Source organism: Arenibacter lacus (assembly GCF_008711145.1).
GTDB classification, from domain to species: domain Bacteria; phylum Bacteroidota; class Bacteroidia; order Flavobacteriales; family Flavobacteriaceae; genus Arenibacter; species Arenibacter amylolyticus.
Map to the genome: position 1 here is coordinate 19,972 of NZ_VVIN01000039.1, position 14,393 is coordinate 34,364.

Below are 14,393 nucleotides of genomic sequence, written 5' to 3' on the forward strand. Positions count from 1 at the left end.
ATTATTGTTGTGAATGGCATCAAGAGTAACAAAAACGCTTTGCCTTTGACAGGGATAATCTCCGCACAACCCAAACATTTTATTAATTTAGCATGGAAATAAAGTTAGCATGATTTCAGAAGAACAGTTTAGGACCGAATTGGATTTAATTATTAAAAATGCCGTACGGGAAGATGTGGGTGACGGAGATCATAGCTCTTTGGCCTGTATACCGTCCTCGGCAGAGGGTAAAGCAAAGTTGCTGGTCAAGGATAAGGGTATTATCGCCGGGGTAGAATTTGCCCAGCAGGTCTTTCACTACATAGATAAAGACTTAAAGGTGGAAGTGCTTATTAAGGATGGAACTGCGGTAAATTATGGGGATGTAGTTTTTCATGTATCTGGAAATTCGCAAAGTATTCTTAAGGCAGAACGATTGGTGCTCAATGCCATGCAAAGGATGAGTGCAATAGCCACCAAAACCAAATACTTTACTGGTCTGTTAAAAGGCACAAATACCAAAATTCTAGATACTAGAAAGACTACGCCTGGGATTAGGGCATTAGAAAAGTGGGCCGTAAAAATTGGTGGAGGCGAAAACCATAGGTTTGCCCTTTATGATATGATTATGTTAAAAGATAATCACATCGATTTTGCCGGGGGAATAACCAAGGCTATTGAAAAGACCAATGAATATCTAGCGGAAAATAAAAAGGATTTAAAGATTATAGTGGAAGCTAGAAACCTTGATGAGGTAAATGAAATATTGGCTTCGCAAGGGGTTTACAGAATATTGTTGGATAACTTTAGCTTGGAAGATACCAGAAAGGCGGTAGCGCTAATTGGAGATGCCTGCTTAACCGAATCCTCAGGAGGAATCAATGAAGGAACCATAGCTAAATATGCCCAGTGTGGGGTAGATTACATATCTTCTGGGGCGCTAACCCATTCCGTTTATAATATGGATCTGAGCCTTAAAGCCATATAGATGTCTAAAGAGATTGAGGAAAAATTAAGCAAAATACCGTTTCTTAATTGGGCAATTGGATTGCTAAAGAAAATTAAATTGCCGGGTTTTGAAGGTTTGTCTTCCTACGATCTATTGGAGATGTATATCCTGGGAATCATAAGAGGGGCCGTGTCTACGCGTGCCAGTGCCATTGCATTTAGTCTTTTCCTGGCATTGTTTCCATTGCTTATATTCTTATTTACGTTAATTCCGTTTATCATTCCCTATGTTGCTTTAGAGAATTCTAATTTTGATGCCGAATTCCTAGAGTTTTTGGAGTCCTTTCTTCCGACGGCTACTGGTGAGTATTTTAGTGAGATCTATCTGCAGTTAAAAGAGCAGGAACGAGGGGATGTCCTTTCATCGGCAATTGCATTTATCACTTCCATATTTTTAATGGGGAATGGAGTGAACGCCATTTTTGGAGGGTTCGAAACCTCTTACCATAAAAGTCCCAACCGTACCATGGTTAGGCAATACCTGTCTGCCTTGGCGGTAGGGTTGCTATTATCCGTACTTCTTTTAATGGGAGCGGTGGTGTACGTTTATTTTGAAGCCTATATTCTTGGGGGGCTTTATGAAATAATACATGGGGAAAGTGCTCCAAAGGTGAATGAAGATAATTTTGCTTTGGTACAGTATGGCAAGTTTGTATTTTTGGGAATGCTCTTTTATTTTATTACGGCTACCTTGTATTATTTTGGCACCAAAGAGGGCAAACAGGCAAGGTTCTTCTCGGCAGGGGCCATGATGACCACACTGCTTTTTATACTTACCTCTTATTTGTTTGGAGTGTACGTAGAGAAATTTGCCAGATATAACGAATTATACGGGGCTCTGGGGGGATTGCTAATATTGTTAGTTTTTATTTGGTTAAATTCAAATATATTATTGCTGGGGTTCGAATTGAATGCCTCATTAAACTCTTTGCGCAAAAAATTAGGATAGATGGGAAGAAGAAGTAAATGGATCGTTGGGATATTGTGTTTGTTGATGTATATCCCTTCCGATGCACAGAGTGTATTTGGTAGGTGGAAGACGATAGACGATAGAACAGGGAATCCTAAAGCTATTATTGCTATTTTAGAACCCAGATGTGGCTACGGGCAGAAGGTTAGAAACTTATGAGTATACCATTTTTTATCAATGTTATTTTGCCCATTCCACTAGAAAAGGAATTCACCTATAGCATTTCTAGTGCAGAGGCCCAGCTATTAAAACCAGGGATGCGGGTAGCTGTTCCCTTTGGGAAATCTAAAATCTATACCGCCTTGGTGATGGCAGTCCATCAAACTGCTCCTACTGTCTATGAGGCCAAGGAAATTGATCAAATTATAGATGAGGAGCCCTTGGTAACCCCAATGCAACTGCAATTTTGGAATTGGCTGGCACAATACTATATGTGTACGGTTGGTGAGGTGTTTCGCGCCGCAACCCCCAGCGCCTTTTTGCTTGAGAGTGAAACTCTAATCCACAGGAACGAGAAGGCAATAATTGATGAAAGCGACCTAAAGGATGAGGAGTTTTTGGTCTTTGAAGCGCTTCAATACCAATCAGTTTTAAGGGTGCGTGAAATTAGTGACATCCTAGAAAGGAAGAATGTAATCCCAATCCTGAACAGGCTGCTAGAAAAAGACATTATTTTTTTAAAGGAAGAAGTCTATGAGCAATACAAGCCAAAACTGGTGCGATATGTTCAATTGGGGAAGGATTACCACACTGAAGAACAACTAGAGGCATTGCTGCAGAGTCTCTCTAGGGCCCACAAACAGCGGGAGGTGGTGCTGTCATTGTTCCAATTGCAAGCAATGACCAAAAAACCGGTGAAGGTTACAGACCTATCCAAAGCTGCCAATTGTTCTCCCGGTATTATTAAAACCTTGATTGATAAGGGGATTCTGGAAGAGCAATTTATTAGAACAGACCGAATAGTTTTTGAGGGCGGGGATCAGCAGGAGGCATTAAAGTCCCTTAATGAATACCAAGAACAGGCTTTACAAGACATTGAAAAATCTTTTGCAATGGGCAAGGTTACCCTATTGCACGGTGTTACTTCTTCTGGGAAAACCGAGGTATATGTAAAGTTAATCCAGGAGGTTATTAAGACAGGACAGCAGGCATTGTACTTATTGCCCGAGATTGCACTTACCACCCAATTAATTGCCAGGTTACAGACTTATTTTGGTGAAAAGGTAGCTGTATACCATTCCAAATACAACGTTCAGGAGCGGATAGAGGTGTGGAATAATGTATTAGGAAAGAAAGAAAAAGCACAGATTATAATCGGGGCACGTTCTGCGATATTCCTTCCTTTTCAAAACCTGGGACTTATTATTGTAGATGAGGAGCACGAAAGTTCTTTTAAGCAATACGATCCTGCACCCCGATATCATGCCAGGGATGCAGCCATTGTCTTGGGGAATTTTCATGGAAGCAAGGTGCTATTGGGATCCGCTACCCCAAGTGTGGAGAGCTTTTATAATGTAAAAACCTCCAAATATGGTTATGCCCAGATAAAAAGACGCTACGGCAATGTCCTTATGCCAGAAATGGAATTGGTTAACATTAAGGAACAGTCCCGGAAAAAGAGAATGAAAGGCCATTTCTCCGAAAGGCTCATGGAGGAAATTGCCGAGACTTTGGAGAATGGGGAGCAGGTGATCCTTTTTCAAAATAGGAGGGGATATGCCCCTATTTTGGAATGTACCACCTGTGGCCATACCCCACAATGTCCCAATTGTGATGTTAGCTTAACCTACCACCAATTGCGAAAACAACTTCGATGTCATTATTGCAGTCACCATATTGCATTACAAACCAGTTGCCAAGCATGTGGCAGTACCACTTTAGATACCAAGGGTTTTGGAACCGAACAGGTAGAGAAAGAGTTGCAGTCTCTGTTTCCAGAAGCCAAAGTGGGCCGTATGGATTTAGACACCACTAAAGGGAAATTTGGTTATGAAAAAATCATTACTGCTTTTGAGCAACAAGAAATAGATATCCTTGTAGGTACGCAGATGTTGACCAAGGGATTGGATTTTAGGAATGTGAACCTAGTGGGAATCATGCAGGCAGATACCTTATTGAACTTTCCGGATTATAGAGCCCATGAGAGAAGCTTTCAGTTGCTCACCCAAGTAGCCGGTAGGGCAGGGCGTACCCAAAAAAGGGGTAAGGTCCTAATTCAGAGCTATGATCCAGACCATAGAATTTTACAGCAGGTTACTACCCATGATTACGATGAGATGTTTAAGGAACAACTCTATGAACGGGAGCAGTTTAAATACCCGCCGGCCAACCGGATTATCAGGATAACCTTTAAGCATAAAGACTACAACGTACTAAACGAGGCTGCAGACTGGTTTGCAAAATCGTTGCGGGCCGGTTTTGGGGAAATGGTGTTGGGACCAGAATATCCTCCGGTGGCCAGAATTAGAAATCAGTACCTGAAAAATATACTATTGAAAATAGAAAAGAAGCATTCTCTCGCGAAAACAAAAAATAACATAATGAGAATTCAAAAATCCTTTGATGCCATTTCCTACTATAGAGGAGTGCGGGTAATTTATAATGTAGACCACATATAATTTAATCAAAAATTATTAAGAGCCTGTGCAAGTTCGGTTTTCTTATTCCTGCTCAACGGTATTTGCTTTCCGCTTACCTCTACATTTTTACTGTTGAATTTCTCTATTTTCTCCAAATTCACAATATAGGATTTGTGGATTCGCAGAAACTTATTTTCCGGTAATTGCTTCTCAAAAGATTTCATGGTAGATAAAATGACGATATTAGCCTCATCGGTGACAAGCTTAATATAGTCGCCCAACGCTTCTATCCATTTTATGTCATTTAGAATAACCTTTCGCTTTTTAAGGTTGCTCTTTACAAAAATGTGTTCTTCGTCTTCTATAACCTTGTTAATCTGCTCGTACTTTACCATAGCCCTTTTTACGGCTGCATCAAATCGGGACAAGGAAATGGGTTTGTGCAAATAGTCGGTAACATCGTATTCAAATGCCTTGAGCGCATAATCGGGTTTTCCGGTAATTAGAATCACCTGAGGGCTATTATCCAAGGACTCCAACAAATCAAATCCGGTAATAATAGGCATTTCTACATCCAGGAAGATTAAATCTATTTCATTGTTTTTTATGCCGTTTTTTGCTTCTATGGCATTGCTGTATTCGGCGACCAATGCTAAACTGGGATGGTTGTTGACCAATTTAGCAACCGCCATCCGTTGCATGGACGAATCGTCCACAATTATACATCTTAATTTCATAGTTGGTTGATTTGTGGGGTTAAATCATTGTCAATGTACATAAAAAAATAGCTGTGCTGCAACAAAAGTTGTAAATACTGCTATATTTGTTGTGTAAATGGTTATGATATTGAATATAGTTGTTATCAATTGAGTTTTATCGCATTGCATTATCAAGATACTAAACTATAACGAAGATTTATTCATTTTCTTGTATATAGAATAAAAAATAACTACTTTTGCGCACTTAAAAATTTTAATAATATGAACAATTACGAAACTGTTTTCATTTTAAATCCCGTTCTATCTGATACTCAGGTAGAGGAAACAGTTAAGAAATTTGAGGATTTCTTAATTAACAGAGGTGCCAAAATGGTAGCCAAAGAAAACTGGGGGCTAAAGAAATTGGCCTATCCGATCCAAAAGAAGAAGAGTGGTTTTTACCATTTGTTCGAATTTACAGTAGATGGAGAGGCATTATTGCCTTTTGAACTGGAGTTTAGAAGGGACGAGCGTGTTATGCGTTTCTTAACCGTTAAACTAGACAAACATGCTGTTTCATGGGCAGAGAGAAGAAGAACAAAGTTAAAAGCTAAAGCGTAAGGATTATGGCATCAATAGAACAACAAGCTAAAGGTAAAAAAGACGGGGAAATTAGATATTTGACCCCTCTTAATATAGAGACTAGCACCCAAAAGAAATATTGTAGATTTAAGAAATCCGGAATCAAGTATGTAGATTATAAAGATCCAGATTTCTTGATGAAGTTGGTAAACGAGCAAGGTAAATTGCTTCCAAGAAGACTTACCGGAACTTCCTTGAAATATCAGCGTAAAGTGGCTGTAGCCGTTAAGAGAGCTCGTCATTTAGCTTTAATGCCCTATGTTGGCGATTTATTAAAATAAAAATAATAAGACGATGGAACTTATATTAAAGGAAGATATACAGAACTTAGGTTTTAAAGATGACGTGGTAACCGTGAAGAACGGATACGGTAGAAACTACCTTATCCCACAGGGATTGGCAGCCATGGCTACCCCTTCTGCTAAAAAAGTATTAGCGGAAAACTTAAGACAAAGAGCTCACAAGGAAAAGAAAATAGTTGATGCAGCCAATAAAACTGCAGAGAGTTTAAAACAGTTGGACATCAAAATCACTGCTAAATCCGGAGCTGGAGATAAATTGTTCGGATCTATTTCTAATATAGACCTAGCAGCAGCCTTGGAGAAAGAAGGACATGCAATTGATAAGAAATATATTGGGATTCAAGGTGGTGTTATTAAAAGAACAGGACCTTACAATGCTCAGATCAGATTGCACAGAGAGGTTATCGTAGATTTCCCATTTGAGGTAGTCGCTGAAGCAAAAGGTTAATATCTTTTGTACAACTTAGTTAAAGGCCACATTTTTATGTGGCCTTTTTTTTGTTATTTTTATAAGGACCAACTTATAAAATAACTGATTATGAAACAATTGACCAAGAGTAAACTGCTACTGACCATAGCTTTTGTGGGCTGTAGCTTATTGTTATCTGCCCAGGTCACCACTTCCAATATTAGAGGGTTGGTATTGGACGATTCCAATGAGGCGCTATTTGGTGCCAATGTTGTGGCCATTCATACCCCCACAGGTACCAAGTACGGGACTATAACTAATGAGGACGGAAGATTTAACCTGCTAAACCTTAGGGTGGGGGGTCCGTACGAGGTAACCATTTCTTATTTAGGTTATAAAACCCAAACGGATAGCAACATTTTTCTAACGCTAGGTACCACGCAAAACCTAGAGGTAATCCTAGTTGCCGATAGTCAGGCACTAGAGGAGGTGATTGTGGTATCGGATCGGGGTACTGGGACTTTTGGTAGTGACAGGACGGGGGCCGAAACCAGCGTTGGCACTCGGGAACTTACTAGGTTGCCTACCATATCCAGATCCGCCTCAGATTTCACCCGGCTAGAACCAACGGCAAGTGGTAATTCTTTTGGGGGGCGTAATGATCAGTACAATAATTTTTCTTTGGACGGGGCTATATTTAATAATCCATTTGGTTTGGATGCTCCTACTCCGGGTGGACAAACAGATGCCCAGCCAATTTCCTTGGATGCCATTGAGCAAATACAGGTGGCGACTGCTCCCTATGATGTTACCCAATCTGGATTTACTGGTGCTTCTATTAATGCGGTAACCAAAAGTGGAACAAACGAATTTGAAGGTACAGCCTATGGCTTTTACAGAAATGAGGATTTAACAGGCGGCAAGGTGAAGGGTGAGAATGTGGTAAAGCCCAGCCTTAAACAAAATCAATACGGATTTAGTCTTGGTGGCCCCATTATTAAGAATAAATTGTTCTTTTTTGTCAATTTTGAAAAAGATGAGAGGGACGACTTGGGGACCAATGGCTGGATCCCCAATACGGGGTCGGGTGCAGTGAACGAATCCAGGGTTAGTGAAAGTGACTTGATGTCGGTGCAATCGGCCTTGGCAAATTTAGGATATGAAACCGGCCCTTATGAAGGTTTTACTTTTGGAGCCCAGTCTACCAAGGGAATTTTTAAGCTAGATTGGAATATAAATGACAGCAACCGCTTGGCGTTGATCTATAACTTTTTGGATGCATCTAAGGAGAAGCCGGCCCATCCTACGGCAATTGCAACCCGTGGACCTAATTTTGCCACCCTACAATTTAAAAATTCGGGTTATGAGATCAATAATAAGTTAAATTCGATTCAGTTAGAGCTTAACTCCAGTCTCTCCGATGAGGCTACCAATAAATTACAGCTTGGATACTCTGTATTTGACGATTTTAGAAATCCTTTTTCCACACCCGCACCCGTTATAACTATACAAGATGGAAATGGATCCAATTATATTATTGCGGGGCACGAGCCGTTCTCTATTAATAACTTGCTAGATCAAAAGGTATTTCAATTGACCAATAACCTGAGCTTCTTTAAAGGAAACCATACGTATACCGTTGGATTCTCTTTTGAAAAGTTTGAGTTTAAGAACTCCTTTAACCTTATTAATTATGAATCTTTCAATTTCGGAATTTTTCCTTATTACGGATTGTTTAATCCTTATCCGAGTGTGCAGGAATTTTTGGATAATGCGCAGCCCGGGGGCGTGGTTGAAAAGTACTTGGCCGCAACACAGAATGCATTTAATAGTAGCAATGCTGCGGGGGTAGGAAAAGATGGAGGATGGAAATTGTCCGAACTCAATGTAGGTCAATTGGCGTTCTATTTACAGGATGAATGGAATGCAACGGATAAATTTAAACTTACCTATGGTATAAGGGCAGACAAACCCCTTTATTTTAATACATCCCGATTAATTCAAAAATTTATAAATACGGACAATGGGGCTACTAGGGACACCTCCGTTCCTTATTTTAATCCAAATACGGGTGAAGAGGTGTTTCTAAACTCTACTACTATGCCAACTAATGAGTGGTTAATCTCCCCGCGTCTTGGATTTAATTGGAATGTGATGGACGATAGATCTACCCAATTACGTGGTGGAACAGGAGTTTTTACTGGAAGATTGCCCTTTGTGTGGTTGGGAAACCAGGTTAGTGGTGCCGATGACGGATTTTTCCAGCTAGTGGATCCAGATTTTCAATTCCCACAGGTTTGGAGAACTAATGTGGGGTTGGATAAGCGTTTCGAGTCTGGCTTTATCGGGACAGTGGATGTTTCCTATACCAAGGATATTAATGCTGCTCATGTTCAAAATTGGGGGCTTAGAAATCCAAGTGGAACCTTAAACGCTCCTGGCGATAACAGGCCTATATACACAGCGGCCGATAAAGGGAATAATGCCTATGTGTTTACCAATTCGGACAAGGGTAGGATATGGAATGTATCGCTGAAGGGGCAAAAAACCTTCTCTTCCGGTCTATACGCCAGCCTAGCCTATAGTTACCTTAATGCCAAGGATGTAAATTCTATAGAGGCAGAAATCACGGGGGATGCCTTCGATTTTAACCCCAACCTAGGAAATGCTAATAACGATGTATTGGGGTATTCAAAATATGGAGATACCCATCGCTTTATTGGGGTGGCGTCCAAACAGTTTAAATATGGAGGCGATACTTGGGCAACCACCATCTCTACCTTTTTTGAATATGCACAGGGAGGAAGGTATAATTATACCTATGCCGGGAATATTAACGGTGATAGCTCTTTCCAAAACAACGACTTGTTGTATATCCCTACCAGCTCGGAAGTGGGGCAAATGCAGTTTTCCGGACCAGGGCAGGCAGAGGCATTTGAAGCATATATTCAGCAAGATGATTATCTAAAAGATCATCGCGGGGAATACATGGAACGTTATGGGGCACTTGCCCCATGGAGAGGGCGCTGGGACCTGAAATTATTACAGGACTACAACTTTAAGGTGGCAGGCGATAAAACCAATACCATTCAGTTGAGCGTAGATGTGTTAAATATTGGAAACCTTATTAATTCCGATTGGGGGGTAATTCAGCAACCCAACAATATTAGCCCAATTGGGGTAACGGTAGATCCCAATACTAATATACCTACTTATACTTTTGATAATACGGTGATAAAAACCTATGGCTATGATGCTAGTTTGCTATCCAGATGGCAGGCTCAAGTAGGATTGCGATACATATTTTAACCGAAATAATGGAATAACGGCTCTTCTAGGAGATCCGGTTTAATAATTTTACCATTTAAAGATCTAAAAAGGCTGTGCAAATCGCGCAGCCTTCTTATTTTTGCAAATTATTGACTTCCGCCTATTGGGGGGAGTTGGGATTTAGTAAAGGTATTGAGCATTAATGCCCAGAGTAAAATTGATGACGATGAAATATACAAGACTTACCAAGGAACAACTGGAAGAACTGCACCAAGAATTTATCAATTTTTTGGCCACCCAATCCATCACAGCGGAGGAGTGGGAAACCATAAAAAAGGAGCGGCCCCATGTTGCCGAAGAAGAGTTGGATGTTTTTAGTGACCTAATTTGGGAAGGGGTATTGTCTAAAGTTCAGTTTGTGGAGAATATTTCCGCACAGCATATGCATTTGTTCCACATGGAAGAAAAGGAGATGAAACTGATATCGGTAAAAGTGATGAATCCTGAGGTTGATTTAAAAACTAAGGAGGGATTTGCATGGTTTAAGAAAAACTGGCAGTCAGACTTTGTTGAGTATCTAACCGCATCCAAAGCTTATGGAGAGGATAAAAACCTAGATAAGTTTAACCTAATAAAGCAGGGAGCGGTTATTACCAAGGGGGAACTGTATGAATGGTTTGATCAGATGATTGGTTAGGGCAGTATCTTTATAAAACAAAACAGGTAAATAAATAGAATTACATTAGAATCCAGATTATGGCACAAAAACCTTCCATAGCTAAAGGGACACGGGATTTTTCCCCGTCCGAAGTAAATAAGCGAAACTATATTATGGATATAGTGAAAAACCATTTTAAAACCTTCGGATTTCAACCTATAGAAACACCGTCTTTTGAAAACTCGGATACCCTTATGGGGAAATACGGGGAAGAAGGAGATCGCCTAATCTTTAAAATATTAAACTCCGGGGATTATTTAAGGAAGGTAGATGGAGAGTTGCTTAGTAGCAAGGATTCCAATAAGCTTACTGCGAAAATATCTGAAAAGGCATTGCGCTATGATTTAACCGTGCCCTTTGCTCGTTACGTGGTAATGCATCAAAATGAGATTAGCTTTCCTTTTAAAAGATATCAGATTCAACCTGTTTGGCGGGCCGATAGGCCGCAAAAGGGGCGATTCCGCGAATTTTTTCAATGTGATGCAGATGTAGTGGGATCCAATTCCTTATTGCAGGAGGTGGAGTTGGTGCAATTGTACGATGCGGTTTTTACGGAGTTGAAGTTGACGGGGGTGACCGTAAAGCTAAACAACAGAAAGGTTTTAGCCGGAATTGCCGAGGTTATTGGTGAGAGTGATAAGTTGATCGATTTTACCGTGGCCTTGGATAAGTTGGATAAAATTGGGATAGAGGGCGTTACCAAAGAAATGCGTGAAAAGGGTATTTCTGAAACCGCTATCGAAAAAGCTGCACCGTTATATGCGCTTAATGGCACCAACTTGGAGCAACTCGCTGTTCTTAAGGAGCTTTTGGCTTCTTCGGAAATAGGGACTAAGGGGGTAGAAGAACTCCACTTTATAGTTAAAACCTTGGGAGATTTGGGCTTGCAATCTGCTAAGTTAGATATAGATGTAACCCTAGCACGTGGACTAAACTATTATACCGGAGCCATTTTTGAGGTGGCTGCTCCAGAAGGGGTGCGTATGGGGTCTATTGGTGGGGGAGGTCGCTATGACGATCTTACTGGGATCTTTGGTTTAAAAGATGTGAGCGGAATCGGGATTTCTTTTGGGCTAGATCGTATTTATTTGGTGTTGGAAGAATTGGAGCTGTTTCCGGAAACCATAGAGAATTCTTTACAGGTGCTTTGTGTTAATTTCGGAGATAAAGAAGCATTGGTTTCCCTAAAGTTGGTGAGTCAGCTTAGGAAAAATGGGATAAGTGCCGATCTGTACCCTTCAAGTGCTAAAATGCAAAAACAAATGAAATATGCCAATAACCGCAATGTTCCCTATGTGGTGTTGATTGGGGATAAGGAGCTAGAAGCAAATTCATTTGTAGTTAGGGATATGGTTCAAGGCGGTCAAAAGGAGTATAGTTTAGATAGTATAGAACAGTTTATAGAAGAACTGTAATATTGGAGGGAGGTAAAATACCTTCTTCTTCATCATAAAAAAAGCCGTTTCATATTTTATGAAACGGCTTTTTTGCGTCTGGATTGCAGCTACCTATTTAAAATAACTGTAGGTTTCGTCTGGATTGATGTTTAGCAAGGTTTCATAGATCAATCGAATCACATTCTCCACATCGTCTTGATGTACTGTTTCTACAGTAGTATGCATGTATCTAAGTGGTAAGGAAATAAGGGCAGAGGCCACACCGCCATTGCTATAGGCAAAGGCATCCGTATCTGTTCCTGTGTGTCTGGAGGAAGCCATTCTTTGAAATGGAATATTGTTGGCTTCGGCCGTTTCAATTATATGTTCCCTTAGCTTGTTTTGCACTGCCGGTGCATAGGCAATTACGGGGCCAGCACCAATCTCCGTATGACCCTGTTTCTTTTTCTCGATCATTGGAGTTGTAGTATCGTGGGTCACATCGGTGACAATGGCTACATTGGGTTTAATGGTGTGGGTGATCATTTCTGCACCTTTGAGGCCAATTTCTTCCTGAACGGAATTGGTGATGTATAATCCAAAGGGCAATTCTTTTTTGTTTTCGTGCAAAAGCCTAGCCACTTCCGCAATCATAAATCCACCGATACGGTTATCTATAGCGCGACAAACAAACTTATTTTCATTTAAAATCTGGAATTCGTCGGGGTAGGTGATGACGCAACCAACATGAACTCCCATTTTTTCTACTTCGTCCTTATCCTTGGCACCAACATCTATAAATATATTATCTAATTTAGGAGGTTCTTCCTTGGAGTTGTCCCTGGTATGGATGGCAGGCCAACCAAAAACACCTTTTACAATTCCCTTCTTGGTGTGAATGTTCACCCATTTAGAGGGGGCAATCTGATGGTCGCTACCTCCATTTCGTATAACATAGATCATTCCATTGTCCGTAATATAGTTTACGTACCAGGAAATTTCATCGGAATGTCCTTCAATAACTACCTTGTACTTGGCATCTGGGTTAATAACTCCCACAGCAGTCCCATAGGTGTCGGTTATATAAGTATCCACGTAGGGTCTTATATAATCCATCCATAATTTTTGGCCTTCCCACTCGTAGCCGGTCGGAGAAGCATTGTTTAGGTATTTCTCTAAAAAATCAATAGACTTCTTATTAAGTATCTTCTTTGTGCTCATATACTTATTTGTTTAATTGCAAACTTAACAATATTCACTTTTATTTAATAATATGGTGCATGCTTTATCATTAATTTTGGCAGGGCTTTTGAGTTGAAAGATGCGATGGTAAGAAAAACAGCTATATGGTTAATTGGATTATTGGGATTCCTTGGGTTTTCACAGGTTCCCGATGAACCGTTGGACTCCGTTTCCCAACAGTATATTATGATGGAGGGGGATTCCGTAATGCAAAGCTCCATTGCTTTAAATGAAGTATTTGTTTTCGGGAAGCTGCGTTTTGATTCCTATGAGGATAAGTTACGCTATTATATTCTACGGAGAAGGACGATGAAGGTTTATCCTTATGCGAAATTGGCCGCCGAAAGATTGGTGGAATTGAACGATAGCTTGGTGCATATTAAGAAAAATAGGCACAAAAGAAGGTTTACGCGTAAGGTCCAAAGATTTATTGAAGACGAGTTTTCCGAGGAGTTAAAGAAGCTAACCCGTAGTGAAGGGCAGATATTGGTGAAGTTGATCTATAGACAAACAGGCACCACTGCCTTCGACTTGGTTAAGGAGCTGCGAAGTGGCTGGCGGGCTTTTTGGTACAATACCACTGCTAGTATGTTCAGTATAAGTCTTAAGGAGGAATTTAAACCCGATGTGGTGCATGAAGACTATCTTATAGAGGATATTCTGCAACGAGCCTTTGCCGATTTTAGTTTGGAGAGGCAGCCATCTGTGCTGGATTATGATTATGCCACCCTTAATAATATCTGGAAAGACAATGCAGGTAATAAGGAATAGCTCTTATTGAAGCTTTCTTCTGTGGTGTATTGGATGGGATGTTGGCCTAAAACGATATGGCTAATGTAAATTATGACTTACCTAATTGGGATATTCAATAAAAAATACTATCTTGCTCCTCCTTTTTTGAGTCTGCAAAAACTTGTTTTTCAGCTGCTTGGGTTAAGGGGTTTAAAAAACCTTAAAAATAGTTATTGAAAAAGCTTGTGGAATCGAAAAAGGGGCGTAGATTTGCACCCCGCAAACGACGCGATCAGCGAGTGGGCGGAAACGGCGGTAAGACGCCATGTACTTTGACATTTCGTATCCGATTAGGTTGAGCCAGAAAAGAAAAACAAAGTTTTTTCAAAAAAGGTTTGCCAGGAACAAAAGAGGTTGTATATTTGCAGCCGCTTACGGAAACGGAAGCTTGAATGGAAAGTAAAGAAT

General features: G+C 40.4%; 13 protein-coding genes. 11 read left to right on the plus strand and 2 right to left on the minus strand.

What is annotated here, in order from left to right:
- Nucleotides 1-109 precede the first annotated feature (109 nt).
- Genes nadC through priA form a run of 4 tightly spaced genes read left to right on the plus strand, consistent with a single transcriptional unit; the run spans nucleotide 110 to nucleotide 4,575 of the window.
- Entirely contained in the window at nucleotides 110-967 is an 858-nt protein-coding gene (gene nadC, locus F1E73_RS11800) for a carboxylating nicotinate-nucleotide diphosphorylase (RefSeq protein WP_086477758.1), read from the plus strand.
- Nucleotides 968-1,936, plus strand: coding sequence for a YihY/virulence factor BrkB family protein (locus F1E73_RS11805; RefSeq protein ID WP_150451996.1), 969 nt, complete (start codon nucleotides 968-970; stop codon nucleotides 1,934-1,936).
- A complete protein-coding gene (locus tag F1E73_RS11810) occupies nucleotides 1,937-2,116 on the plus strand; it encodes a hypothetical protein (RefSeq protein WP_150451997.1) in 180 nt (59 codons plus the stop codon).
- 2 nt (nucleotides 2,117-2,118) lie between these two features.
- Entirely contained in the window at nucleotides 2,119-4,575 is a 2,457-nt protein-coding gene (gene priA, locus F1E73_RS11815; protein ID WP_150452002.1) for a replication restart helicase PriA, read from the plus strand.
- A gap of 5 nt (nucleotides 4,576-4,580) precedes the next feature.
- Here priA and F1E73_RS11820 read toward each other — a convergent pair whose 3' ends face one another.
- Nucleotides 4,581-5,273, minus strand: coding sequence for a LytR/AlgR family response regulator transcription factor (locus F1E73_RS11820; protein WP_086477754.1), 693 nt, complete (start codon nucleotides 5,271-5,273; stop codon nucleotides 4,581-4,583).
- A 243-nt stretch (nucleotides 5,274-5,516) separates the two neighbouring features.
- Between F1E73_RS11820 and rpsF the strand changes: the two genes are divergently transcribed.
- The 6 genes from rpsF (at nucleotide 5,517) to hisS (ending at nucleotide 11,990) form a co-directional block, all read left to right on the plus strand.
- Nucleotides 5,517-5,855 carry a 30S ribosomal protein S6 gene (gene rpsF, locus F1E73_RS11825; RefSeq protein ID WP_086477753.1) on the plus strand — a complete coding sequence of 113 codons (339 nt, stop codon included), beginning with the start codon at nucleotides 5,517-5,519 and terminating at the stop codon, nucleotides 5,853-5,855.
- A 2-nt stretch (nucleotides 5,856-5,857) separates the two neighbouring features.
- A complete protein-coding gene (gene rpsR, locus F1E73_RS11830; RefSeq protein WP_176328511.1) occupies nucleotides 5,858-6,157 on the plus strand; it encodes a 30S ribosomal protein S18 in 300 nt (99 codons plus the stop codon).
- 13 nt (nucleotides 6,158-6,170) lie between these two features.
- The gene (gene rplI / locus F1E73_RS11835; protein ID WP_150451998.1) at nucleotides 6,171-6,626 is read left to right on the plus strand and encodes a 50S ribosomal protein L9; all 456 of its coding nucleotides are present in this window, start codon (nucleotides 6,171-6,173) and stop codon (nucleotides 6,624-6,626) included.
- A gap of 90 nt (nucleotides 6,627-6,716) precedes the next feature.
- On the plus strand, nucleotides 6,717-9,896 hold the full coding sequence (locus F1E73_RS11840; protein ID WP_150451999.1) for a TonB-dependent receptor: 3,180 nt from the start codon (nucleotides 6,717-6,719) through the stop codon (nucleotides 9,894-9,896).
- A 187-nt stretch (nucleotides 9,897-10,083) separates the two neighbouring features.
- The gene (locus tag F1E73_RS11845; RefSeq protein ID WP_086477750.1) at nucleotides 10,084-10,554 is read left to right on the plus strand and encodes a DUF6495 family protein; all 471 of its coding nucleotides are present in this window, start codon (nucleotides 10,084-10,086) and stop codon (nucleotides 10,552-10,554) included.
- Nucleotides 10,555-10,613: 59 nt separating this feature from the next.
- Entirely contained in the window at nucleotides 10,614-11,990 is a 1,377-nt protein-coding gene (hisS, locus tag F1E73_RS11850) for a histidine--tRNA ligase (protein WP_191089011.1), read from the plus strand.
- Between the two features lie 93 nt (nucleotides 11,991-12,083).
- On the opposite strand, the gene F1E73_RS11855 is transcribed toward hisS, so the two are convergent.
- A complete protein-coding gene (locus tag F1E73_RS11855) occupies nucleotides 12,084-13,172 on the minus strand; it encodes a M42 family metallopeptidase (RefSeq protein WP_086477748.1) in 1,089 nt (362 codons plus the stop codon).
- A gap of 105 nt (nucleotides 13,173-13,277) precedes the next feature.
- Between F1E73_RS11855 and F1E73_RS11860 the strand changes: the two genes are divergently transcribed.
- On the plus strand, nucleotides 13,278-13,964 hold the full coding sequence (locus F1E73_RS11860; RefSeq protein WP_150452001.1) for a DUF4294 domain-containing protein: 687 nt from the start codon (nucleotides 13,278-13,280) through the stop codon (nucleotides 13,962-13,964).
- Nucleotides 13,965-14,393: the final 429 nt, after the last annotated feature.

What these genes read in the sequence shown, in the direction of transcription:
- rplI (WP_150451998.1), top strand. Translation starts at nt 6,171, where the DNA reads ATGGAACTTATATTAAAGGAAGATATACAGAACTTAGGTTTTAAAGAT.
- F1E73_RS11845 (WP_086477750.1), top strand. Translation starts at nt 10,084, where the DNA reads ATGAAATATACAAGACTTACCAAGGAACAACTGGAAGAACTGCACCAA.
- F1E73_RS11805 (WP_150451996.1), top strand. Translation starts at nt 968, where the DNA reads ATGTCTAAAGAGATTGAGGAAAAATTAAGCAAAATACCGTTTCTTAAT.
- F1E73_RS11810 (WP_150451997.1), top strand. Translation starts at nt 1,937, where the DNA reads ATGGGAAGAAGAAGTAAATGGATCGTTGGGATATTGTGTTTGTTGATG.
- hisS (WP_191089011.1), top strand. Translation starts at nt 10,614, where the DNA reads ATGGCACAAAAACCTTCCATAGCTAAAGGGACACGGGATTTTTCCCCG.
- nadC (WP_086477758.1), top strand. Translation starts at nt 110, where the DNA reads ATGATTTCAGAAGAACAGTTTAGGACCGAATTGGATTTAATTATTAAA.
- F1E73_RS11840 (WP_150451999.1), top strand. Translation starts at nt 6,717, where the DNA reads ATGAAACAATTGACCAAGAGTAAACTGCTACTGACCATAGCTTTTGTG.
- F1E73_RS11860 (WP_150452001.1), top strand. Translation starts at nt 13,278, where the DNA reads ATGGTAAGAAAAACAGCTATATGGTTAATTGGATTATTGGGATTCCTT.
- F1E73_RS11855 (WP_086477748.1), bottom strand. Translation starts at nt 13,172, where the DNA reads ATGAGCACAAAGAAGATACTTAATAAGAAGTCTATTGATTTTTTAGAG.
- rpsF (WP_086477753.1), top strand. Translation starts at nt 5,517, where the DNA reads ATGAACAATTACGAAACTGTTTTCATTTTAAATCCCGTTCTATCTGAT.
- F1E73_RS11820 (WP_086477754.1), bottom strand. Translation starts at nt 5,273, where the DNA reads ATGAAATTAAGATGTATAATTGTGGACGATTCGTCCATGCAACGGATG.